This is a genomic window from Synechococcus sp. A15-28 (assembly GCF_014280175.1).
In the GTDB taxonomy this organism is placed as follows: Bacteria; Cyanobacteriota; Cyanobacteriia; order PCC-6307; family Cyanobiaceae; genus Parasynechococcus.
Map to the genome: position 1 here is coordinate 1,129,555 of NZ_CP047931.1, position 20,224 is coordinate 1,149,778.

General features: G+C 61.4%; 19 protein-coding genes. 6 read left to right on the forward strand and 13 right to left on the reverse strand.

Features of this window, described 5'->3' with window-relative positions; all coding sequences use genetic code 11:
- Positions 1–11: 11 nt before the first annotated feature.
- Positions 12–1,184, reverse strand: a complete 1,173-nt coding sequence (locus SynA1528_RS06175; RefSeq protein ID WP_186588164.1) for a cysteine desulfurase family protein — start codon at positions 1,182–1,184, stop codon at positions 12–14.
- Positions 1,171–2,265, reverse strand: a complete 1,095-nt coding sequence (gene dapF / locus SynA1528_RS06180; RefSeq protein WP_186588165.1) for a diaminopimelate epimerase — start codon at positions 2,263–2,265, stop codon at positions 1,171–1,173. The genes SynA1528_RS06175 and dapF overlap by 14 nt, the downstream gene beginning before the upstream one ends.
- Before the next feature lie 27 nt (positions 2,266–2,292).
- Here dapF and SynA1528_RS06185 point away from each other — a divergent pair, with 27 nt between their 5' ends.
- Positions 2,293–2,514, forward strand: a complete 222-nt coding sequence (locus SynA1528_RS06185; RefSeq protein ID WP_186588166.1) for an Hfq-related RNA-binding protein — start codon at positions 2,293–2,295, stop codon at positions 2,512–2,514.
- Positions 2,515–2,562: 48 nt separating this feature from the next.
- Entirely contained in the window at positions 2,563–5,136 is a 2,574-nt protein-coding gene (gene leuS, locus SynA1528_RS06190; protein WP_186588167.1) for a leucine--tRNA ligase, read from the forward strand.
- On the opposite strand, the gene SynA1528_RS06195 is transcribed toward leuS, so the two are convergent.
- The gene (locus SynA1528_RS06195; RefSeq protein ID WP_186588168.1) at positions 5,137–6,735 is read right to left on the reverse strand and encodes a glucose-6-phosphate isomerase; all 1,599 of its coding nucleotides are present in this window, start codon (positions 6,733–6,735) and stop codon (positions 5,137–5,139) included. It abuts the gene before it with no gap.
- A gap of 116 nt (positions 6,736–6,851) precedes the next feature.
- On the opposite strand from SynA1528_RS06195, the gene SynA1528_RS06200 reads away from it, so the two are divergent.
- A complete protein-coding gene (locus SynA1528_RS06200; RefSeq protein ID WP_186588169.1) occupies positions 6,852–7,625 on the forward strand; it encodes a helicase DnaB in 774 nt (257 codons plus the stop codon).
- A 13-nt stretch (positions 7,626–7,638) separates the two neighbouring features.
- Here SynA1528_RS06200 and SynA1528_RS06205 read toward each other — a convergent pair whose 3' ends face one another.
- The 4 genes from SynA1528_RS06205 to SynA1528_RS06220 all read right to left on the reverse strand — a co-directional run bounded on the left by SynA1528_RS06205 (position 7,639) and on the right by SynA1528_RS06220 (position 11,025).
- A complete protein-coding gene (locus SynA1528_RS06205) occupies positions 7,639–7,968 on the reverse strand; it encodes a hypothetical protein (protein ID WP_186588170.1) in 330 nt (109 codons plus the stop codon).
- Between the two features lie 102 nt (positions 7,969–8,070).
- Positions 8,071–8,991, reverse strand: coding sequence for an N-acetylmuramoyl-L-alanine amidase (locus SynA1528_RS06210; RefSeq protein WP_186588171.1), 921 nt, complete (start codon positions 8,989–8,991; stop codon positions 8,071–8,073).
- Entirely contained in the window at positions 8,973–10,670 is a 1,698-nt protein-coding gene (locus tag SynA1528_RS06215) for a M61 family metallopeptidase (protein WP_186588172.1), read from the reverse strand. Before SynA1528_RS06215 ends, SynA1528_RS06210 begins: the two co-directional genes overlap by 19 nt.
- 1 nt (position 10,671) lies before the next feature.
- The gene (locus tag SynA1528_RS06220; protein WP_186588173.1) at positions 10,672–11,025 is read right to left on the reverse strand and encodes a DUF1257 domain-containing protein; all 354 of its coding nucleotides are present in this window, start codon (positions 11,023–11,025) and stop codon (positions 10,672–10,674) included.
- A 7-nt stretch (positions 11,026–11,032) separates the two neighbouring features.
- Here SynA1528_RS06220 and purN point away from each other — a divergent pair, with 7 nt between their 5' ends.
- Positions 11,033–11,701 carry a phosphoribosylglycinamide formyltransferase gene (purN, locus tag SynA1528_RS06225; protein ID WP_186588174.1) on the forward strand — a complete coding sequence of 223 codons (669 nt, stop codon included), beginning with the start codon at positions 11,033–11,035 and terminating at the stop codon, positions 11,699–11,701.
- Here the strand turns inward: purN and argC are convergent.
- Complete coding sequence (argC, locus tag SynA1528_RS06230) at positions 11,692–12,771, reverse strand: N-acetyl-gamma-glutamyl-phosphate reductase (RefSeq protein ID WP_186588317.1); 1,080 nt, start codon at positions 12,769–12,771, stop codon at positions 11,692–11,694. The genes purN and argC overlap by 10 nt on opposite strands.
- A 73-nt stretch (positions 12,772–12,844) precedes the next feature.
- On the opposite strand from argC, the gene ribBA reads away from it, so the two are divergent.
- Entirely contained in the window at positions 12,845–14,506 is a 1,662-nt protein-coding gene (gene ribBA, locus SynA1528_RS06235) for a bifunctional 3,4-dihydroxy-2-butanone-4-phosphate synthase/GTP cyclohydrolase II (RefSeq protein WP_286187931.1), read from the forward strand.
- On the opposite strand, the gene SynA1528_RS06240 is transcribed toward ribBA, so the two are convergent.
- Positions 14,507–14,947, reverse strand: a complete 441-nt coding sequence (locus tag SynA1528_RS06240; protein WP_186588175.1) for a peptidylprolyl isomerase — start codon at positions 14,945–14,947, stop codon at positions 14,507–14,509. It lies immediately after the preceding gene.
- A gap of 40 nt (positions 14,948–14,987) precedes the next feature.
- Between SynA1528_RS06240 and mtnP the strand changes: the two genes are divergently transcribed.
- Positions 14,988–15,887 carry an S-methyl-5'-thioadenosine phosphorylase gene (mtnP, locus tag SynA1528_RS06245; RefSeq protein ID WP_186588176.1) on the forward strand — a complete coding sequence of 300 codons (900 nt, stop codon included), beginning with the start codon at positions 14,988–14,990 and terminating at the stop codon, positions 15,885–15,887.
- On the opposite strand, the gene murQ is transcribed toward mtnP, so the two are convergent.
- The 4 genes from murQ to dnaK are packed head-to-tail and all read right to left on the reverse strand — an operon-like array spanning position 15,878 to position 20,150.
- Positions 15,878–16,828, reverse strand: coding sequence for an N-acetylmuramic acid 6-phosphate etherase (gene murQ, locus SynA1528_RS06250; protein WP_186588177.1), 951 nt, complete (start codon positions 16,826–16,828; stop codon positions 15,878–15,880). The two genes, mtnP and murQ, sit on opposite strands and share 10 nt — an antisense overlap.
- Before the next feature lie 4 nt (positions 16,829–16,832).
- Positions 16,833–17,228: a DUF3110 domain-containing protein gene (locus SynA1528_RS06255; RefSeq protein WP_186588319.1), complete on the reverse strand. Its 396-nt coding sequence runs from the start codon at positions 17,226–17,228 to the stop codon at positions 16,833–16,835.
- A 50-nt stretch (positions 17,229–17,278) separates the two neighbouring features.
- The gene (locus tag SynA1528_RS06260; protein ID WP_186588178.1) at positions 17,279–18,178 is read right to left on the reverse strand and encodes a DnaJ C-terminal domain-containing protein; all 900 of its coding nucleotides are present in this window, start codon (positions 18,176–18,178) and stop codon (positions 17,279–17,281) included.
- The gene (dnaK, locus tag SynA1528_RS06265) at positions 18,162–20,150 is read right to left on the reverse strand and encodes a molecular chaperone DnaK (RefSeq protein ID WP_186588179.1); all 1,989 of its coding nucleotides are present in this window, start codon (positions 20,148–20,150) and stop codon (positions 18,162–18,164) included. Before dnaK ends, SynA1528_RS06260 begins: the two co-directional genes overlap by 17 nt.
- Between the last annotated feature and the right edge of the window lie 74 nt (positions 20,151–20,224).

The window sequence follows — 20,224 nt, forward strand, 5'->3', positions numbered from 1 at the left end:
CCACCAGCCTCTCAGGTGCAGGCGTCAATCGCCTGTTGCAGCAGCTGAGGAACGGACTCGAGATCGTCACTGCTCAGCCATGGGCCAAGGCTGAAACGCACCAACGACTGCCTCCACCTGGGCGCGATGTCCATGGCGGTCAGCACATCACTGTCCTGGGCCTGGCCGGAACGGCATGCACTGCCACTGCTGCAGGCCACCCCCAGACGCGACAACTGCTGCACCATTCGCCGTCCTGAGAGGGGAAGGCCTCTTCTGTCCCCGATCAGGCAGGCCAGATGGTGGGGGAGTCGCTGGTCCTCCGCAGCATTGATCACCGTCAGTGCCGGAATCGCAGCCAGTTGCGACTGCAATCGATCACGCAAGGAACGAATCTGCGGTGTGGAACCTGGGGGCGCCAGGGACCGTTCCGCGTTGAACCTTGGCAGGTGTTGGAGGGCGACCGCCAGCCCGGCGATCAGGGCGACGGCTTCCGTGCCGGCGCGATGGCCCCCCTCCTGTCCGCCGCCGGACAGCAGCGGCTGAGCCAGGACGCCTGGACGATGCAAAAGCACCCCAATCCCTCGTGGACCCTGCAGTTTGTGGGAGGAGAACGTGAGCAGGTCAAGGCTCGATGCGGACCAGTCCATCAGCCCCTGGGGGATGAGCTGGGTTGCGTCCGTGTGACAGGGAATGCCCCGTTCCCGGCAGGCTCTGGCCACCAGCGGAACGGGTTGCACTGTCCCCACTTCGCTCTGTCCCCAGATCAGGGAGACCAGCAGCGTCGGAGGTGACAACAGCTCATCGAGGTACTCAAGACGGATCTGACCTCGTCCATCGACGGGCCAACGCACCACCGTCCACCCCCGCTGCTCAAGCTGGGCGGCAGCTCCCTCCACTGCTGGATGCTCCACGGCTGAGATCACCAAGCGCCCGGGGGGACACCCAGCGGCGACACCGAGAAGGGCCAGGTGAACCGATTCCGTTGCCCCGGAGGTGAAGATCAGCTCGTCGTCCTGGGCTCCAAGTTGTTTGGTGATGGCCTGGCGGGACCGAGCCAGGCGCTCGGCGGCCACAAGACCTGTGCCATGCAGGCTGCTGGGGTTGCCCCAGGCATCCCGCTGCACTGCGTTGATGCACTCGATCACGGTCGGCAGCGGCGGGGTTGTGGCCGCTGCATCGAGATAGAGCTCAGATGGTGTCACGCTCAAACCGGGCCCGGGTCCGCTGCTCCAGTGAGTCACTGGCCAGATTCAGCATGGCGTCCAGTGACGTGCTGTTCAGGAAGGCCTGAACCTGCTGCTGGGCCGCATCACGCAGACAGTTGTCCGGCTGCTGGCAAGCGTCAACACAATCACTGGAGCAATCGAACGGAGCCTTCTCCGGGGCAGCGGAAGGCAACGTCTCCAAAACGGAGGCCGCTCCAGCCGGCATCAGATCCGGTGACAACACGCCATCGAACACAGCCACCGCAGGCCCCGTCATCAGGACGGAACCGCTGCGACCGGGCCAGGCGATCTGGAGAGGACCACCGGGAAGCATCACCTCGGCGTGGTCATCGGCAAGATCCAGAAGAACCGCGGCGACAAGGGTTGCGCAGGCCCCTGTTCCACAGGCCAGGGTCGGCCCCGCTCCCCGTTCCCAGACGCGGATCTCCAGACGATTGCGGGCGTGCACCTGAAGGAAATGCACGTTGGTTTTGGCTGGGAATAGGGGGTGAACCTCCAGAGCCGCACCCCATGCGTCGAAGGGAATCGAACTGAGGTCGGCAACAGGAACCACGACGTGGGGATTTCCCATCCCAACCGCGGCCACGTCCAGCGATCGATCCGCAAGATCGACGGATCCCCTCGCGAGACCTTCCACCAGCGGGAGAGTTGTCGGAATGCTCGAGGGGACCAGGAAGGGGGCACCCATATCGACGAGCAACTGGCCATCGCTCTGCAACTCGGGGCGGATCAGACCCGCAGGCGTTTCAATCGACCAACGCTTGCCGGGAGCATCACCATCACTGTCCGCGAGGAAACGGGCCAGACAGCGGATGCCGTTGCCGCACATCTCAGCCTCGGTGCCGTCGGCATTGAAGATCCGCATGCGCAGATCCCCTTCGCCCTGGGGTGGCAGGGCAAGGATCACGCCATCACCACCGATCCCGAACCGACGGTCGCAGAGCTGCCTGACCCAGCCCGGATCCGGTTCAGTGATCGTTGGGGGCAACTGGCCTTGACGTCCTTCCAGGATCAGGAAGTCATTGCCAAGTCCCTGATATTTGCTGAACTGCAGCATGGTGTGCTGTTGGCAGATCCGAATCCTATGGAGACTGCACCCCTCGACCCCAGTCTGCCTGGAGTCAGAACGCTCCAGTCCTGGATCAGGGAGCAGCTTCCGATCAACATTGATGTCATCGGTTCTGAACGGATTGAGGGTCGGCTCATCTGGCAGGACCAGGAATTTCTGGCCATTGAGCGACGTCCTGCCACCCGCCCGACGCTGATCAACCGCCGGCAGATCACTGTGATCCGCGTCCTCGGTTGAAACCGCTGGATGTGACACGATCGCAGCCTTGCCGACATCCCGTCGACCGTGAACAGCCGTTATTCGCCTGCGGACCTTGAACAGCGCTGGCAAGCGACCTGGCGCTCCGAGGGGTTGGATGTCACCCCTGAGCCGGAGGACGGCAAGGGGTTCTACGCCCTTTCGATGTTTCCCTACCCCTCGGGGACACTGCACATGGGCCATGTGCGCAATTACGTCATTACTGATGTGATTGCACGGGTTCAGCGGATGCGCGGCCGCGCTGTGTTGCACCCCATGGGATGGGATGCCTTCGGCCTTCCGGCGGAGAATGCGGCGATTGAACGCAACGTCGATCCCGGCGATTGGACCGATCGCAACATCGAGCAGATGCGATCGCAATTGGATCGCCTCGGGTTGTCGATCGACTGGGACCGTGAGCAGGCCACCTGCCACAGCGATTACTACCGCTGGACCCAATGGCTGTTCCTGGAGCTCTTCGATGGCGGCCTGGCCTACCGGAAAAACGCAACGGTCAACTGGGATCCGGTGGATCAGACCGTTCTCGCCAACGAGCAGGTGGATGCCGATGGTCGCTCCTGGCGTTCCGGTGCCTTGGTGGAGCAACGCCAGCTGAATCAATGGTTCCTGCGCATCACGCAGTACGCCGAAGCCCTGCTCAAGGACCTGGATCAGCTCAGCGGTTGGCCGGAACGGGTTCGCACCATGCAGGCCAACTGGATCGGTCGCTCAGAGGGAGCTGAGATCCAGTTCCAGCTGTCCTCCGATTCCGACACAACCATCACCGTGTTCACCACAAGGCCGGACACCCTGGCCGGCGCCAGCTATGTGGTTCTTGCTCCCGACCACCCCGTGGTGGACAGCCTGACGACGGCGGATCTGCGGGACTCTGTTCAGGCCTTCCAGGGCGAGGTGGCTCGCCTCAGTGCCCTGGAGCGCACCAGTGATGAAGGGCCCAAGCGTGGGGTCTTCACCGGCGTCAACGTGATCAACCCCCTCACCGGCAACCCACTGCCGGTGTGGATCGCGGACTACGTGCTGGCTGATTATGGCACCGGCGCTGTCATGGGAGTTCCTGCCCATGACCAGCGGGACCGTCGTTTTGCCCAGAGCTATGGGCTGCCCGTTCAGCAGGTGATTGAGGCCGAGGGTGCCGCCGCTGCAATCGCGGCTGGAGAGGCTTGGACCGACAGCGGAGTGCTGATCCATTCCGGTGATTTCGATGGTCTGACATCAACCGAAGCCAAGGAGCAGATCACTCGCCATGGCGCGAAGCAGGGATGGGCAGAGGCGAAGGTCACCTATCGGCTGCGGGACTGGCTGATCTCACGACAGCGCTATTGGGGTTGCCCGATTCCGATCATCCACTGCCCAAGCTGTGGTGCCGTACCGGTCCCGCGCGAGGAACTGCCGGTGGAACTCCCCCGGGACATCGACCTGTCCGGCAAGGGCGGATCGCCCCTGGGACAACAGAACGACTGGGTCAACGTCCCCTGCCCCTCCTGTGGTGAACCCGCCAAGCGCGAAACCGACACGATGGACACCTTCATGTGTTCGTCCTGGTATTTCCTCCGTTTCGCCGACCCCCACAACAGCGAGCGGCCGTTCAGCCGGGAGGCCGTCAATCGTTGGTTGCCGGTACAGCAGTACGTGGGGGGCATTGAACACGCCATCCTTCACCTGCTGTATTCGCGCTTTTTCACCAAGGCGTTGAAGGATCGGGGCTTGATCGATGTCGCAGAGCCCTTTGACCGTCTCCTCACCCAGGGGATGGTTCAGGGAACGACGTATCGCAATCCCAGCACCGGCAAATATGTCGCGCCGGCCGATGTGGCTGATCCTGAAGCACCAACCGATCCGAACAGTGGTGAACCGCTTGAGGTGCTGTTCGAAAAGATGTCCAAGTCGAAGTACAACGGCGTTGATCCTGCGGCAGTGATCGATCGCTACGGCGCGGACACCGCTCGCATGTTCATTTTGTTCAAAGCGCCGCCCGAGAAGGATCTCGAATGGGATGACGCCGATGTGGAGGGGCAATTCCGTTTTCTGCAACGGATCTGGCGTCTGGTGGAATCCGCCGGCACGCGAATCGAGACCCTCGACCCCGAAGAACGCCCCGAGCCTCTGGCCGACAGCGACGCTCAGGTGCGTCGCGCCATCCACCTGGCCATCGAAGCGGTGAGTGAGGACCTGCAGGACGAGATTCAGTTGAACACCGCGATCTCGGAGCTGATGAAACTCACCAATGCGATCACATCCGTGGGTGTTTCCGAATTGAGCACCTCAGTGCTGAAGGAAGCCCTTTCGACGCTGCTTCGGCTGCTGGCTCCCTTTGCTCCCCATCTTGCCGAAGAGCTCTGGTATCAACTTGGCGGCAGCTCCAGCGTTCACCGCGCCGGCTGGCCCGAGCTGGACCCCAGCGCTCTGGTTCAGGACTCGGTGGACCTGGTGATTCAGATCAAGGGCAAGATCCGGGGAACGATTCAGGTTCCCGCTGACGCCGACAAAGCTCAGCTGGAGGCCTTGGCACTGGCCAGTGATGTCGCAGCCAAATGGCTGGAGGGACAACCACCCCGACGCGTGATTGTGGTGCCGGGGAAATTGGTCAACCTGGTGCCCTGATCAGCTGCGGCTGAAGCGCATGCTGGCTGGGTTCGCCCAATCTCCCTCGGCCTGGTAACCGCGGGAATTGCCCGCCAGATGGCGCATGATCCAGAACACGGCTTCATCGCTTCCGTCACCGACGGCCTGACGGATTTCGCTGACGGATCGTGAAGCACCATCCTGAAGAATGGCTTCGATCCTGCTTTGCAGGTCAAGAATGGCCGCTGCAGCCTTCTTGCCCGCTTCAACACCGGGCTGGTGATAGGCGTTGATGTTGACCAGATCGCCGTAGAACCCCACAGCGCGCTCAAACAGAGCAATCAGTGCTCCAAGTCGACGGGAATCAAAGCGACGCATGCTGATACTGAGACTCTGACGGCCTCCTTCCGTCAAAGCGGACCGCGTTCCCTGCAGGAACCCATCGAGGAAATCACCGGGGCATTCGTCCTTGATCACCGGAATATCATCTACATCCTCAAGAACCTCGATGAACGTGGCAAAGAAATTGTCAACGCCGTCCCGGAGCTGTTGTACGTAGGCGTGCTGGTCTGTGGAACCCTTGTTGCCATAAACGGCAATGCCTTGGTTGACCTCGTTGCCATCGCGATCAAGACGCTTTCCGAGGGATTCCATCACCAACTGCTGCAGATAGCGGCTGAACACCTCGAGACGATCGCGGTAGGGCAGCACCACCATGTCGCGGAGTCCCTTGCCGTCGCCGGCGACAAACCATGAAGCCGCCATCAGTGCAGCTGGGTTACGACGCAGATCGGCCAGACGGGTCGCTTCGTCCATCTGCGCAGCACCGGCGAGAAAATCGCGGATATCAGCACCGATCAGAGCGCCGGGGAGCAGGCCCACAGCACTGGTGATGCTGGTCCTGCCGCCGACCCAATCGAACATGTCGAAGCGTTTGAGCCATCCGTCCTGTTTGGCTTCCCGATCGAGTTTGCTGTCGACCATAGTGATGGCGACAGCCTGAGCAGACCATTGGCCACCGCGGCTCTCAAGTCGATGGCGTGCCTGCTCCATGCCCAGATGGGGCTCCGGTGTGCCGCCTGATTTGCTCACGGTGACCACGAGAGTGGTTGCCAGACGATCGTCAAGATCAGCCAGAACGGCACTCATGCCGTTGGGGTCAACGTTGTCGAAGAAGTGAAACGGCAGCCCTGAGCCCTGTTTCTGGAGAGCTCTGATCATCAGCAGGGGGCCCAGACCACTGCCGCCGATTCCGATCCAGAGAACATCCGTGAAGGTTTGCCCCCCGGGCGCTTTGATCACGCCGTTGATCACATCCTGACCGAACTGCTCGATCTGGTCGATTTCCGAGGCGATGTGGTCACGGACCTGGTCACTTGGCGCCAGTTGCGGAGACCGTAGCCAGTAATGCCCCACCTGTCGCTCTTCATCAGGGTTGGCGATGGCACCGGCTTCAAGCTCCGCCATGGCCGTGAACGCTTTGTCGAATTTCGGCTGCAGCTGCTCCAGATCAGACGGATTGAGATGCATGCGACTGATGTCCAACCAGATGCCGAGATCCTCGTGGTACCAAAGGAGATCACAGAATCGCTGCCATTGAATCTGAGCGTCACTGGCGCTGAAATCCGGGAAGCTCATCGGGCCCTGATGGTGCACACCGCCCGAAGGTATCCAGGATCGACCTTGCATGCCCATCTCCTGGGACACCCAGGCTAGTTTCGGTGCTGATTTGAACAGAGTCCCGCTTCCGGTTGATGCGCGTCCACCTGCAGCGCTGCGGAGTCTTGGCCCTGAGCCTCGCCCTTGTTTCCCCCCCCCCGGCATCCAAGCCGACCGCTGGGGTGGCTCAAGCGGTCATTCAGCTCACTGAACGTGATGAGCGGCCTGATCCATCCGTTTTCTTGCCCGAGGAGCTGCAGTTGCTGCAGCAACGGTTCGGGGTCCATGGCCCCCAGACCACGCTGGCCCAATTGTTCACCCGAGGTGTCGATCAGCTTCAGCCACTACGCGACCTGACACTCGATCAACTCAATCAACTCAAACCGGTCATCCTTAGAGAGTCAGTGCGTCATCGGATCAATCCGATGCTGGTAACGGCCATTCTGTTCGACGAAATTCAGCACTCCAAGCCCGGAGAAAGTCTTCCGTTCATTGCTCACTCTGGTCTGGTCAGAACCCACGGACCGGCGCAGCTTGCCATCACCGAACTGATTCACCAGAACCGTCTGCCTGCCAACCCGAGCCCCGATGAAATCGCCTGGGCCAGGAATCAATTGCTGGATCCGGAGATGAGCGTGGTGTTTCTTGTGGGCAAGATGAGTCGGCTCAAACAGGAGCTGGGGCTCTCCACCACACGACGACTGGATGCCAGCAGCTCCTACGGCGATGCCAAGGCGATCGCCACCTTGGCCTATCTCCATAACGGAAAACTTGACTACCCCAGACGCATTTTGAGTTACATGCAGGATCCTGAGCTGCATGGCTTGATCTACAGCTCAAAGCGCAGCCACCCCTTCCTCCTGATCTGATGATGGTTGGGCCTCAGAAGTGGGCGCCAATCCCGACACTCAACCAGGAGTGATGGGGCGTCACCACAACGCGGCGGTGCACTGGGCGATACATGGGTCGATAGACGTGGCGGTACACAGGACGAACCACGCGAACCCAGGGCTTACCAGCGGAGCGGACGGCGTGTTTGTAACCCTTCCGATATCCCTTGTTGTAGGCCTTCTGTTTCTTTCCAGAGGAGTGATGGTGGTGAGGGGCAGCCCAGCTGGCGTGAACCTTATGGGCGGGAGCAACAGAACCCAGACTTAAACCGACAAGCGCAACAGCGGTGACGCCACAGGTGATCAGACGCGTGGAAGGCATGGACAGAACCCAACTGTCCAAACCGTACGGAGACTGTGTTCCAAGCAGGTGACTGGGGTCGTTTGGATTGATGACTGAATGTGATCACCTATCCCCTTCAAGTCAGGAGTCACAGAGATCACCGAGTGCAGACAGCCGATACTGCAGAGAAGCCCAGTTGAAACTGCGTGGATCCGATCGTTCCCCGCCCAGATCAACATGGCGATGGGTCGTGATGGCAGCCGGAGTCAGATTGAAACGGTCGATCCAATCCGACAAAACGATGGCGAGGGCGTCGTATTGGCGGGAGGTGTAGCCCGTGTGCGTTGAAGCATCATTGGCGCCACTCTCTGGTGTTTCCAGACTGACGTGTAACGCGAAATTGTTGAGGGAGCCCCTTAGTCGAGGGTTGGTGACCGCCCATTCACCAAGGAATGCTGAATTGCCAGCTCCATAGGCTCGTTTGAGTGGGTCAACGATGTCGACAACCTTTCCGCCCAGTCCGATCAGGGCGTGATAGCTCGCTTGGTCTTCATCCATCGGGTGCGGTGTCTGAAAGGTGTTGATCGCTGATGTCAGTGAATAAACGGTTTCGTGCATCACGACCACCCGTGGAGATGGGTCCAATGGAGCGCCGTAGGAATCCTTCGAGAAACGCTCGCCGAAGTTGGTCGGATGAATGGGAACGGTGGTTCGCCAGGAACCACTGGTGCGTTTCAGTTCGTTCAGGCGTGAACGCAGGGCGGAATCGATCCCCGTGCACTGTTTCGCCAAGGGTGATGTCCAGGACCGTGAGCGAGGAGCACGCGGGGATGTCACCGACGGCGGCGACTTGGCGTTCTTGTCCGACTCCACCTGCTCAAGCAGGTCCATCAACGATGGACGATCACCCGCGTGGGATTGTTTGCTCCGGTCCAGAGCGACCCAGATGAACAGCACGACCGCAAGGGATCCTGTGGTCACGGCACCGACAGCGGTCAGAGGGTGCTGACGGATCAGATCAGCAGCACGCTCAAGTCTCTGGATCAGAGAAACCGGAACCATCGATCTCTCAGAAACAGCTGCTCCGAGGATGCCGCAGGTTCCCAGCTGAGGCACCAACGTTCCACACCGGCAACCGGCCGCAGCTTTGTTGTGCCGAGGCAGCTGCGCCGTGCGTAGGTGATCAATGCAGGATCATCCACCCTCAGAAGCGAGGAGACCTCTGCTGCCGCTCCCACACGCCTGCCATCGACGGCGATGAGCTCATCGCCGGGAACCAAGGCCGCTGCTCGCCCTGGGCCGTCCACTGCAGCCCGCTTGACAACAACGCGGCCGTTCATATCCGCCAAGGTCAGTCCGAGATCAGGTCTTTTCAGGGGCACAGGATCGAATCGCGCTCCAATCAGGCCTGCAATGTCCTGAAGCGGAAGGGAATCAGGACGATCCAGCCAGCGATCGAGATCTTCGGCGAGTTCAGGATCAATGGCCTTCAGCAACAGCGTCAGATCCCCGCGGACAAAGCCTCGACCCACCTGGCCATGGGTCTTCCACAGAGCCCGGAGCTGTTCCGCCAGGGAGCTACCGCGTTGCCGAAGCCGCACATCAAGACAGAACGCGCTCGCTGCCCCGAGGCGGTAGTAGCTGATTTGGCTGTCGATGGAGACCACTGTGGATTTGTACAACTTCACCCAGGCTTCCTCGGCACTTGCCGCAAGGGATTGCACGCGTCGCCCAGGAGCCATCAACACCCTGGACAGCTCATCGCCGAGATCCTGCAGCAGGGTGGAGCGATCGCTGGTGCCCGCGAGCAGGGGCAGGACCAGATCGAAATAGCTGGTGATCCCTTCGGCGAACCAGAGCCCTTCGCTGACGACGGGATGGCCGTAGTCGTAAGGGCGGAATTCCTGCGGCCGCAGTCTGCGGACATTCCATTGGTGGAGATACTCATGCCCCACTAGCTGCAACAGCTGCCGGTAGCCATCGGGTTTGGAAAGAGCAGCCCAGTTGAACTGCAGCACAGCGCAGTGGTCGTGCTCCAGCCCTCCATAGCCGCTGTCGAGCATCTGAATCACAAGCTGATAGCGATCGCCCGCCGGTGGCGGTGTGCCCATCAACTGGCAGGTGGCTTCACAAATCCGCTCCACATCGGCCTTGAGCGTGGTGGGCCATCCCCCCGGCGGATCTCCCATCAACAGCAGCGTGTGCTGGTGGTCGAGAACATGAAAGGGCTGGCCATGGAATGGGCCGGCCTGGACAGGACTGTCCAGCAGCTCATCGAAATCGTTGGCACGCCATCCATCCCCTTCCCAGGAGAGGGGACAGTGCACCTGCCAGGTGTCAGCACAGCTGACACCGAGTCGATGGGGACTCCAGCGGCAGCCATCCAGCTCCATCACCACCGCAGCAAGGCTGAAGGACGCGAACTCAGGGTCGACAAAGGCCGTTCGAACGGTCAGGTCCCTCGCTTCCACCACATAGGTGAGGCGGTGCGGAATGGAATCGACGTGATCCGCCAACCATTGGTTGGGGGCCAGACGCCTCAGAGAAACGGGGCCTGTTGCAGCCGTCAACTCAAGACTGTGTAGGTGCTGAACCGGATCACGAATGGTGTATGACCCTGGCGTCCAGAGGGGAAATTGCAGGATCTGGCGGGAGGTGGACGGCGTCCACCGCATCGTCACCCTGATGCGTTGCTCCTCCGGACGAACGAGATCCAGATGAACGTCAACGTCGCCGTTCACCTCAGGGCGTCTCGATGGTCATCGTTGCGGAGGATCCGAAACCATCCATCGATTCAAGGGCGGCCAACAGCGCGTACTGGCGAGCCACCCGTTGAAGCCTGGCCTTGAGGCCTTGATTGCGGGCCAGTCGTTGCAGATCGCCGACCATGGTCACCTCCCCACCATCGTCACCCTGGATCCAGCCCAGGGATGGGGAGTCATCAGCCAGGGAGGCCAGGAGGTCCACCGGGTGGGACTTGCCGTTGAACGGGGCCATCACAGCGCCGATCACCACATCAAATCCTTCGTGGCGCAGAGAAGCTTCCAGCAGATCCGGTCGTGTGTAGACGGTCGGCAGGATGGAGAGATGGGACATGAACCGAATGCCCGCTTTTACAGACCCTAGCCAGCAGAGCCCATCTGACCAGGCCCTGATTCATCCAACGTCAGCACCAGCATTCGATGGGGCTCTCCCGATCAGGGTTGGCGTGATGGCATCAGGGAATGGGAGCAACTTCGAGGCGTTGGCAACGGCGATCCGGGATCGACGCATCAATGCCGAGATTGCTCTCCTGGTGGTGAACAACCCCGGCTGCGGAGCACAGCATCGTGCTGAACGGCGTGGCATTCCCTGGCAACTGATTAACCATCGGGATTACGACAGTCGGACCGCACTGGACCGGGACCTGGTGGATCGATTCCGAACTGCTGAGGTGGAGGGAATCGTGATGGCGGGCTGGATGCGCATCGTCACCGGTGAGTTGATCAAGGCCTTCCCCGATCGATTGATCAACATCCACCCTTCGCTTCTACCCAGCTTCCGTGGGCTTGATGGCGTTGGCCAGGCTCTCAAGGCCGGCGTCCGCCTTGCTGGTTGCACGGTTCACCTGGTTACCGAGGACCTGGATGCAGGCCCGATCCTGGTTCAGGCGGCCGTTCCGGTCCTGGAGACGGATGATCACGACAGCCTGTCCAAGCGGATTCAGCTGCAGGAACATCGCATCCTGCCGAGCGGACTGATGCTGGCGGCGCAGCGCTGGCGTCAGGGGTAAAAACTCTGCAAGGGCAGCCCTGTCTCCGGCGGCAGGCCATGCATCAGGTTCAGACACTGAACACCCTGTCCGGCCTGACCCTTGATCAGGTTGTCGATGGCACTCATCAGAATCATCTGTCCTGTTCTGGTGTCCACCTGAACGGACACCAAGGCGCGGTTGGTGTGACGTGCCCATTTCGTGGCGGGATACGTGCCCACCGGCAGAACGGACACGCAGGGGTGGTGCCGATACACCGCTTCGAGCACCGTGGTGCAGTCTTCAGCCGTCAGTCCGGGATCCCGTAGACGCGCATACACCGTGGACAGCAGGCCTCGCACCATCGGCACCAGATGCGGGGTGAACTGCAAACGAACATCCTGCCCGGCAACCTCCTGGGCCATCTGTTCGATCTCGGAGGTGTGGCGATGACCGATGACGCCGTAAGGGGCAATGGATTCAGATGCCTCCGCGAGCAGCATCGCCTCCTTGGGGACGCGCCCCCCGCCGGACGTGCCTGTCTTGGCATCAATGATGATGCCGTCGGTTTCGATCAGGCCCTGTTTCAGGAAGGGCAGCAACGGCATCAAGCTGGCCGTTGGGAAGCACCCCGGTGCAGCCACCAACATGGCCTCGGCGATGGCGGGCCCATGCCACTCCGGCAAGCCATAGACCGCCTCTCGGCAAAGGTCGGAGTCCTGTCTGGAGAGACGGCTGGCCTCCTGGGAATACACCTGACTCCATTGCTCCAGTGAGCGATATCGGAAATCTGCGGAGAGATCCACCACCCGCACACCCCGCTGCAGAAGCTCTGGGGCGAGCTGACAGGCCAGACCATTGGGGAGGCTCAGGACGGCGTAATCGGCTGCCTCGGCAATGCGATCGGGGTCAGCGGACTGCACGACAGGGTCATCCGGCAGCGGCAGAAAGGAGCAGATCGAACTCCAGCGTCGTCCCGCACTCCGTTCTCCGCCGAGGAAGGTGACCGTCAGAGACGGATGCCCCTGCAGAAGGCGGAGGGTCTGCAACCCTCCGTATCCGGAAGCACCGACCACTGCGACACGACCCTGGCCCTGGCCACCGCCGGCCATCTCGGAGATACGTGAGGCAGTGCTGCTTGCCATGGCGACGTCCAACCAGCAGTTGATCGTACAGAGATTGATAATGAATAAATTGCAGAACTGCAGGCTCCTGAACTCCAGTACCCCTCATCAGCAGGACGATCCGATCCGCTTCGACGACATCGCTGAGGCACTGACCGCCATTCGCAATGGAGCCTGCGTGGTGGTGGTGGATGACGAGCAGCGCGAAAACGAAGGAGATCTGATCTGCGCTGCCCAATTCGCCACACCGGAAGCAATCAACTTCATGGCGACCGAGGCGAGGGGGCTCATCTGTCTGGCCATGGAAGGAAAGCGGCTGGACGAACTTGATCTGCCCCTGATGGTGGATCGCAACACCGATGCCAACGAAACAGCCTTCACGGTGAGCATTGATGCCGGAGCCGAGCACGGTGTCAGCACCGGCATCTCCGCTGAAGATCGTGCCCGAACGATTCAGGTCGCCCTCAATCCGAAGACCCGCCCTGCGGAGTTGCGACGACCGGGACACATCTTTCCCCTGCGAGCCCGGCCCGGTGGGGTGCTCAAACGTGCGGGCCACACCGAAGCAGCCGTGGACCTGGCGCAGCTGGCGGGACTCACCCCGTCAGGTGTGATCTGCGAGATCCAGAACAGTGATGGCTCTATGGCCCGTCTCCCTGAACTGCGTGCTTATGCCGACACCTGGGGATTGAAGCTGATCAGCATCGCTGAATTGATCCGCTACCGACTCGAAAATGAACGGTTTGTGCGACGACAGGCCCATGCGGAGCTGCCCAGTCAGTTCGGTTCCTTCCAGGCCATCGGCTATCGCAATGAACTGGATGGCTCGGAGCACGTCGCCCTCGTCAAAGGCGACCCTGCCTCCCTGCGGGAACCGGTGCTGGTGCGAATGCATTCGGAATGTCTGACGGGTGATGCCTTCGGCTCTCTGCGTTGCGATTGCCGCCCTCAGCTGGAGGCAGCACTGCGGCAGATCGAACGCGAGGAGGAGGGCGTTGTGGTGTATCTGCGACAGGAAGGCCGTGGGATCGGTCTGATCAACAAACTGCGCGCCTACAGCCTGCAGGACGGCGGCTTGGACACTGTGGAAGCCAATGAAAGGCTTGGATTTCCAGCTGATCTGCGCAATTACGGGGTGGGGGCCCAGATCCTCACGGATCTCGGCATCCATCGCCTGCGACTCCTCACCAACAACCCGCGCAAGATCGCCGGTCTCGGAGGGTATGGCCTTCAGGTGGAAGAACGGGTCCCCCTTGTGATGGACGCCGGTGATCACAACGCCGAGTACCTGGCTGCCAAGCGCGACAAGCTCGGTCATCTCATGGACAGTGATGGGCCCTGCACCGTTCTCGCCCTCGCTGTCAACGACTCGACCGACAGCCTTCCAGCCATCCGCGCACGGGTGGAAGACCTCGCTCGAATCCACGGGCAGGCCTTGGAGGCACTGCATGAGCCTCGCCTGCTTGCCCTCTGGGACCGACCACAGTTCGTCTGGAAACTCACCCCCGATGTCGCGAATCCAATGGAACTGCTCAAGGCAATCGCAGAGCTGGAATCGAGCCGACGGATTGGTTTACTGCGGGTGAACACCGAACGCAGTGCACTCCACCCCTCTCAAACCCTGGAACGGGAAGAGCACGCGATGCAGGATCTGATCAACGCCAGAGAGGACGCCCATCTCAGCGGGCGTCCGTCCCTGATGCATTGGACCGCAGAGGACTGATCAGTCCTGAATGGTCAATTTGTTGATCTTGGATCCGTTGTTGAGCTTCAGCACCACGTCCATGTTGCCGGTGTGACCGAAGACGGTGTGCACGCCGTCCAGATGTGGCTGAGCTTCGTGGCAGATGTAGAACTGTGATCCACCGGTGTTGCGACCGGCATGGGCCATGGCGAGGGTGCCGGCCTGATGTTTCTGTCCATTGATCTCACAGTCAATCTGATAGCCAGGCCCACCGGTGCCGGCCATTCCGCGAGCACCCTCACGGCTGTTAGGGCACCCGCCCTGAGCCATGAAGCCGGGGATCACACGGTGAAAGGCCAGGCCGTCATAGAAGCCCTCCTTGGCTAGTTTCACGAAATTGGCCACCGTGTTGGGAGCATCGGACTCAAACAGCTCGAGCTTGATCTGCCCGGCGTCGGTGTCCATCAGAGCCTTGGTCATGGTGGCGCGAGCAAAACTGGAGTGTAGTGAGAGGCCCCCCATGCTCGACCTCAGCGAAGCCCGTGTTGGTGTGATCGGCGGCAGCGGCCTCTATGCCATGCCAGGCCTGGACCAGGCGGAGGAGCTGAGGCTGGACACGCCCTTCGGGCAACCTTCTGATGTTCTGCGGCTGGGGAAACTTCAGGGCATGGAGACGGTGTTTCTGGCTCGCCATGGCCGACACCATCAGTTGTTGCCTCGAGAGGTTCCTTATCAGGCGAACATCTGGGCGATGCGTCAGCTGAACGTCCGCTGGCTGATCTCGGTGTCCGCCGTGGGGTCACTGCAGGACCATCTGCGCCCACGGGACATGGTGGTGCCGGATCAATTCATCGATCGAACCCAGCAACGTCCGCAGTCGTTCTTCGGTTATGGCTGCGTCGCGCACGTGAGCCTGGCGGATCCGTTCTGCTCTCGATTAAGCGAACTCCTGGCGGAGGCGGCTGAATCGGCAATGCCGGCGGGCCAGCACCTCCACCGGGGTGGAACGTACCTCTGCATGGAGGGCCCCGCCTTCTCGACCCGTGCCGAAAGCATGCTTTATCGGAGCTGGGGCTGCTCCGTTATCGGCATGACAAACCACACGGAAGCGCGATTGGCCCGAGAGGCTGAGCTCGCCTACGCATCCCTGTCGATGGTCACCGACTTCGATTGTTGGCACAACGACCACGATGCCGTCAGCGTTGAGATGGTGGTCGGCAACCTCAAGGCCAATGCCGTGGCCACCGAACCGATCCTCAGTCAGCTGACGCTGAGCCTCAGAGATCAGCGGCCCAGCTCCGAGGCCCATACAGCCCTGGCCGATGCCTTGATCACGGCCCCGGAGCACGTGCCGGATCAGACTCGGGAACGGCTGAATCTGTTCACCCGTCCCTATTGGGGATCCTTCCCTCAGGATTGAGCCAGATCGACCCCCTGGCTGGTCAGCGCATCGCGAAGCTGACCGTTGTGTGAACGAAGCAGCTCCCGGGCATCGTCAGGCGCGAGGCCAGCGGCAGCGATCAGCAGAGCCAATTTCACCGAGCCATCGGCCTGGGCCAGCAAGGTGAGGCCACGGTCGCGCTCCACACCGGCAAGGTCCCTCAGGATGCGAAGGGAGCGGTCCACCAGTTTGCTGTTGCTGGCAGACACATCCACCATCCGATTGCCGAACACCTTGCCCAGCCGAACCATGACGGCGGTCGACATGATGTTCAAAGCCATCTTGGTGGCAGTTCCCGCTTTGAGCCGGGTGGAACCGGTGAGCAGCTCCGGCCCCGTCAGGAGACGGATGTCGATGTCGCAGGGGAGTGGTGCCTGATCACTCGGAACGCAGGCCATGGCAACGGCCAGAGCGCCGATGTCGCAGGCGTGGCGAAGCCCGCCCCGCACGTAAGGCGTGGTGCCGCCAGCGGCGATGCCCACCAGGCAGTCATCAGCGCCAAAGCCCCGCTGATCCAGATCCTCGCGTCCAGCATTCTCCAGATCTTCCAGCCCCTCGGAACTGCGCAGCAGGGCGGGAGCACCACCGGCGAGGACGCCTTGAACCATCTCCGGATCACTGCAGAAGGTGGGGGGGCATTCGGCGGCATCCAACACGCCGAGCCGACCCGAGGTTCCAGCTCCCAAATAAAACAAGCGTCCCCCTGCCTTGAGTCGCGATGCGATTCCGTCAACAGCGGTACTGATCGCTGCAGATGCAGCGGCAACCGCCTGTTGGGGCTGACGATCTTCCTCCACGAACAACTGCACCAGATCAATTGTGTCAAGCCGATCCAGGGCCGTGCTTCTGGGATTGGACTGCTCGGTCAGCAGATGGCCGCGGTCCTCAGAGACGGCACGGTCGACTTGAAAACGTCCCATCGCCTTACAGCAGTCCCTCGAGACGTTTGCGCAAGGCGTCGAGATCGCTGGCTGGCTGTTCAGTCCCAGCAGTTGACTCCTCCTCCTCCTTCCACTGAGTCACGTCACGGTTGGCTTCTGGAGGAGCCATGAACAACCGCTCCTCATCCGATTCCGGAACGAATCCCGAGGCCACGAAGCGGGCTTCATATCCGGCATCACGGCAGAACAGCTCCACGTCCTCGCGATCCAGGGACTCCACACTGGGAACGGGAAAGTCCTGAGCCTCGAGCAGCCCGGCGTACCGCTCTGCGTCATCGGGGTTCTCGAACAGCAGCACCACTGTCCGACCGGCGATCTCCAGCGAGTGGATCCCCTCACTCTCGCTGCCGGCATCAAACAGGAGCACGTGGACGCGCATCGCGGGGAACACTCGGTCCTCAACAGAAGCGGAGTCTCTCACCGATCGCTTCAACCGGCCTCTGCCTCAAGGGCGATTTCCTGCAGACGCCGATACAGAGCCCGCTCCGCCTCGCCCAGGTCGGCGGGGATCACAATCACAATCTCCACCAGCTGGTCGCCGCGTCGGTCGTCCAGTTCAAGGCCACGCCCGCGCAGCCGCAGCAACCGTCCACTGGAGGAACCCGGCGGTACCTGAAGGGTGACCGGACCGTCCAGGGTCGGAACGTCGACAGCGCAGCCGAGAGCCGCATCCGGAGGGAACAACGGAAGTTTGTAGTGCACGCGTAAACCATCGATGCGCAGGCCGTCGTCGGTGAGCACACGCAACTGCAGGAAGTGGTCACGCCCACCGCTGGCAACCCCCTCCAACCGCAACCGCCAGCCATCTCCAGCCTGGGGTGGGGTGTCGAGTTCCACCACTGTTCCATCCTCCAGGTTCAACTCAACGGTGGTGCCATGCATGGCCTGTTCCGGTGTCAACTCAACGATGGACTCGAGATCTTCCTCCGCCCGAACGGGAGGCGGGGGAGGTGGTGCCGCAACGGGAGGTTCTCTCCATGAATCGGACGCATCGTTATCGGGGGTGTGCGCCTCGGATCGGCGTGAGGGCTCGCCAAGCACCACCTCGAGGTAATCCTCGAAATCCGGGAACCCATGCTCAAACGGGTCGTGCGTGCGATCTCCCTCACGATCTCCCTGTTCCCAGGCGCTGCGCCGCCGGGGATCGCTGAGCACGGCATAGGCCTCATTCACCAGCTTGAACCGTTCCTCAGCAACGGGATCGTTGCCGTTCAGGTCCGGATGCCAACGTCGCGCCTCCCGGCGAAAGGCCCGTTTCAACTGATCGGCATCTGCCTCTGGGCCTAAACCAAGAAGCGACCAGTAATCGGGATCAGCGGTAGAAGTCATCGTCCCAGGGATCGCTATCCCGTCGGTTCAAGCTGCGACTCCTGGGTGGCCCACTCGGCGCGGCCCAGGGGTCTTCGTCCCAGTCATCGGCAAACAATTCATCCTTGAGTGAGCCGAGGGTGTTGCGCAAGCCCTGAAGAGGCCGGCCATCGGACTGACGCTCCACTGACAGACGACGGTTCAGACCGAACAAAGCCTCCTCCAGGCCACTCACGCATAGATCAAGCTCCTGCAGATCGTCCTGTGCCAGGCAATCCTGCACATCGCGCATCGCCATCTCCACAGCGCGTTGCTGACGTTCCGCTCCGTAGGGGCCCAGTTCGAGGGCGGCATCACGCAGGCGGCGTTCCGCCTGGGCAACAAGTGTCTGGGCGCGGTTGCGACGCTCGATCTGATTGCGTTTGCGACGATCTTCATCCGCCCGGGCCTCCGCCTCGGCCAGTAGAGCGGTGACTTCCTCTTCATTGAGGTTGGATCCTCCCTGAATGGAGACGGACTGCTTTCGGCCCGTGGTGCGGTCCGTGGCACTGACCTGCAGAAGACCATTGGCATCGATGTCGAACGCCACCTGCACCTGAGGGACACCCCGGGGCGCTGGGGGAATCCCGGAGAGCCGGAAACGCCCGAGCGACTTGTTGTCCGAAGCCATCTGCCGCTCGCCCTGCCAGACATGGATTTCAACCGACGACTGGTTCGGCTCCGAGGTGCTGAACACATCGGACTGACGGACAGGAATCGGGGTGTTGCGCGGAATCAACACCTTCATCAGGCCACCGACGGTCTCCAGCCCGAGGGAGAGGGGGGTGACGTCATTCAGAAGTAGATCCCGAAGTTCGCCGGTGAGGATGCCGGCCTGCACGGCGGCGCCGATGGCCACCACCTCATCGGGATTCACCGATTGGCAGGGATCGAGCGGTACCAGGGTGCGTACCAATTGCTGCACCATCGGCATGCGGGTGGCTCCACCCACGAGCACCACGTCATCGATGTCATCCGCGGCCCAACCGGAATCACGCAAGGCGGACTGAACAGGCATCAGCAAACGATCAAGCAGGTCCGGACAAAGGCCTTCAAAGCTGCTGCGGTCGAGGTTGGTCTCCACATGCAACGGCCCGTTATCGCCGGTTGCAATGAACGGCAGGGAAATCGGTGTCGTCAGAACGCCGGACAATTCCTGTTTGGCCTTCTCGGCCGCTTCAGTGAGCCGTTGCAGGGCCTGGCGGTCTCGCCGCAGATCCATTCCGTGCTCTTTCTGAAATGCGTCAGCGACCCAATCCACGATTCGCTGATCGAAATCATTGCCGCCCAGTTGCGTGTCTCCGTTGGTGGCTTTGACGTCGAACACGCCGTTCGCGATCCGCAGCAGGGATACGTCAAACGTGCCGCCCCCCAGGTCGAAGACCAGCACACGACGAACGGCGCTGCGATCAAAGCCGTAAGCCAGAGCGGCAGCCGTGGGTTCATTGAGAATCCGCTCGACGGAAATGCCCGCCAGGCGTCCGGCGTCACGGGTGGCCTGACGCTGGGCGTCGTTGAAATAAGCCGGAACCGTGACCACAGCCGCTTCGACGGTTTCCCCTAAGTAGGTGCTGGCGTCGTCCACCAATTTGCGGATGATGCTGGCCACCAGCTCCTCAGGCGCGTATTCCCGTTCCGTCACCGGACAGGGAACGCGAACCTGTCCCCGATCATTGGCACGAACCGTGTAGGGCACCGCAAGGCTGCTCTCCTCCAGTTCATCCCAGTCGCGCCCGACAAAACGCTTGAGGTTGGAGAAGGTGTTGCGCGGGCTCAGCACCAGCTGGCGCCGGGCCAGTTGTCCCACCAGCAGTTCCTGATCCTTGCTGTATCCGACGACGGATGGAGTCGTTCTGCCACCCTCCGCGTTGGCGATCACGTGGGGGCGACCTGCCTCGAGAACGGCAACGACCGAGTTCGTCGTCCCCAGATCGATCCCGACGATCCGCCCCATACGTTTAAAACCTGTCAGTCCACGCTAACGGCTGCGGCCAGCCCATTCGCCAAGATCAACCTCCAGCAGAGGGA

Coding starts and splice junctions, on each gene's coding strand:
- SynA1528_RS06185 (WP_186588166.1), top strand. CDS start 2,293: ATGGAGACTGCACCCCTCGACCCCAGTCTGCCTGGAGTCAGAACGCTC.
- SynA1528_RS06255 (WP_186588319.1), bottom strand. CDS start 17,228: ATGCGCGTCCACGTGCTCCTGTTTGATGCCGGCAGCGAGAGTGAGGGG.
- SynA1528_RS06240 (WP_186588175.1), bottom strand. CDS start 14,947: ATGACCAAGGCTCTGATGGACACCGACGCCGGGCAGATCAAGCTCGAG.
- mtnP (WP_186588176.1), top strand. CDS start 14,988: ATGCTCGACCTCAGCGAAGCCCGTGTTGGTGTGATCGGCGGCAGCGGC.
- SynA1528_RS06210 (WP_186588171.1), bottom strand. CDS start 8,991: ATGGTTCCGGTTTCTCTGATCCAGAGACTTGAGCGTGCTGCTGATCTG.
- argC (WP_186588317.1), bottom strand. CDS start 12,771: ATGGCCGGCGGTGGCCAGGGCCAGGGTCGTGTCGCAGTGGTCGGTGCT.
- SynA1528_RS06205 (WP_186588170.1), bottom strand. CDS start 7,968: ATGCCTTCCACGCGTCTGATCACCTGTGGCGTCACCGCTGTTGCGCTT.
- SynA1528_RS06220 (WP_186588173.1), bottom strand. CDS start 11,025: ATGTCCCATCTCTCCATCCTGCCGACCGTCTACACACGACCGGATCTG.
- murQ (WP_186588177.1), bottom strand. CDS start 16,828: ATGGGACGTTTTCAAGTCGACCGTGCCGTCTCTGAGGACCGCGGCCAT.
- ribBA (WP_286187931.1), top strand. CDS start 12,845: ATGAATAAATTGCAGAACTGCAGGCTCCTGAACTCCAGTACCCCTCAT.
- SynA1528_RS06260 (WP_186588178.1), bottom strand. CDS start 18,178: ATGACTTCTACCGCTGATCCCGATTACTGGTCGCTTCTTGGTTTAGGC.
- SynA1528_RS06200 (WP_186588169.1), top strand. CDS start 6,852: ATGCGCGTCCACCTGCAGCGCTGCGGAGTCTTGGCCCTGAGCCTCGCC.
- purN (WP_186588174.1), top strand. CDS start 11,033: ATGCCCGCTTTTACAGACCCTAGCCAGCAGAGCCCATCTGACCAGGCC.
- dnaK (WP_186588179.1), bottom strand. CDS start 20,150: ATGGGGCGGATCGTCGGGATCGATCTGGGGACGACGAACTCGGTCGTT.
- dapF (WP_186588165.1), bottom strand. CDS start 2,265: ATGCTGCAGTTCAGCAAATATCAGGGACTTGGCAATGACTTCCTGATC.
- SynA1528_RS06195 (WP_186588168.1), bottom strand. CDS start 6,735: ATGAGCTTCCCGGATTTCAGCGCCAGTGACGCTCAGATTCAATGGCAG.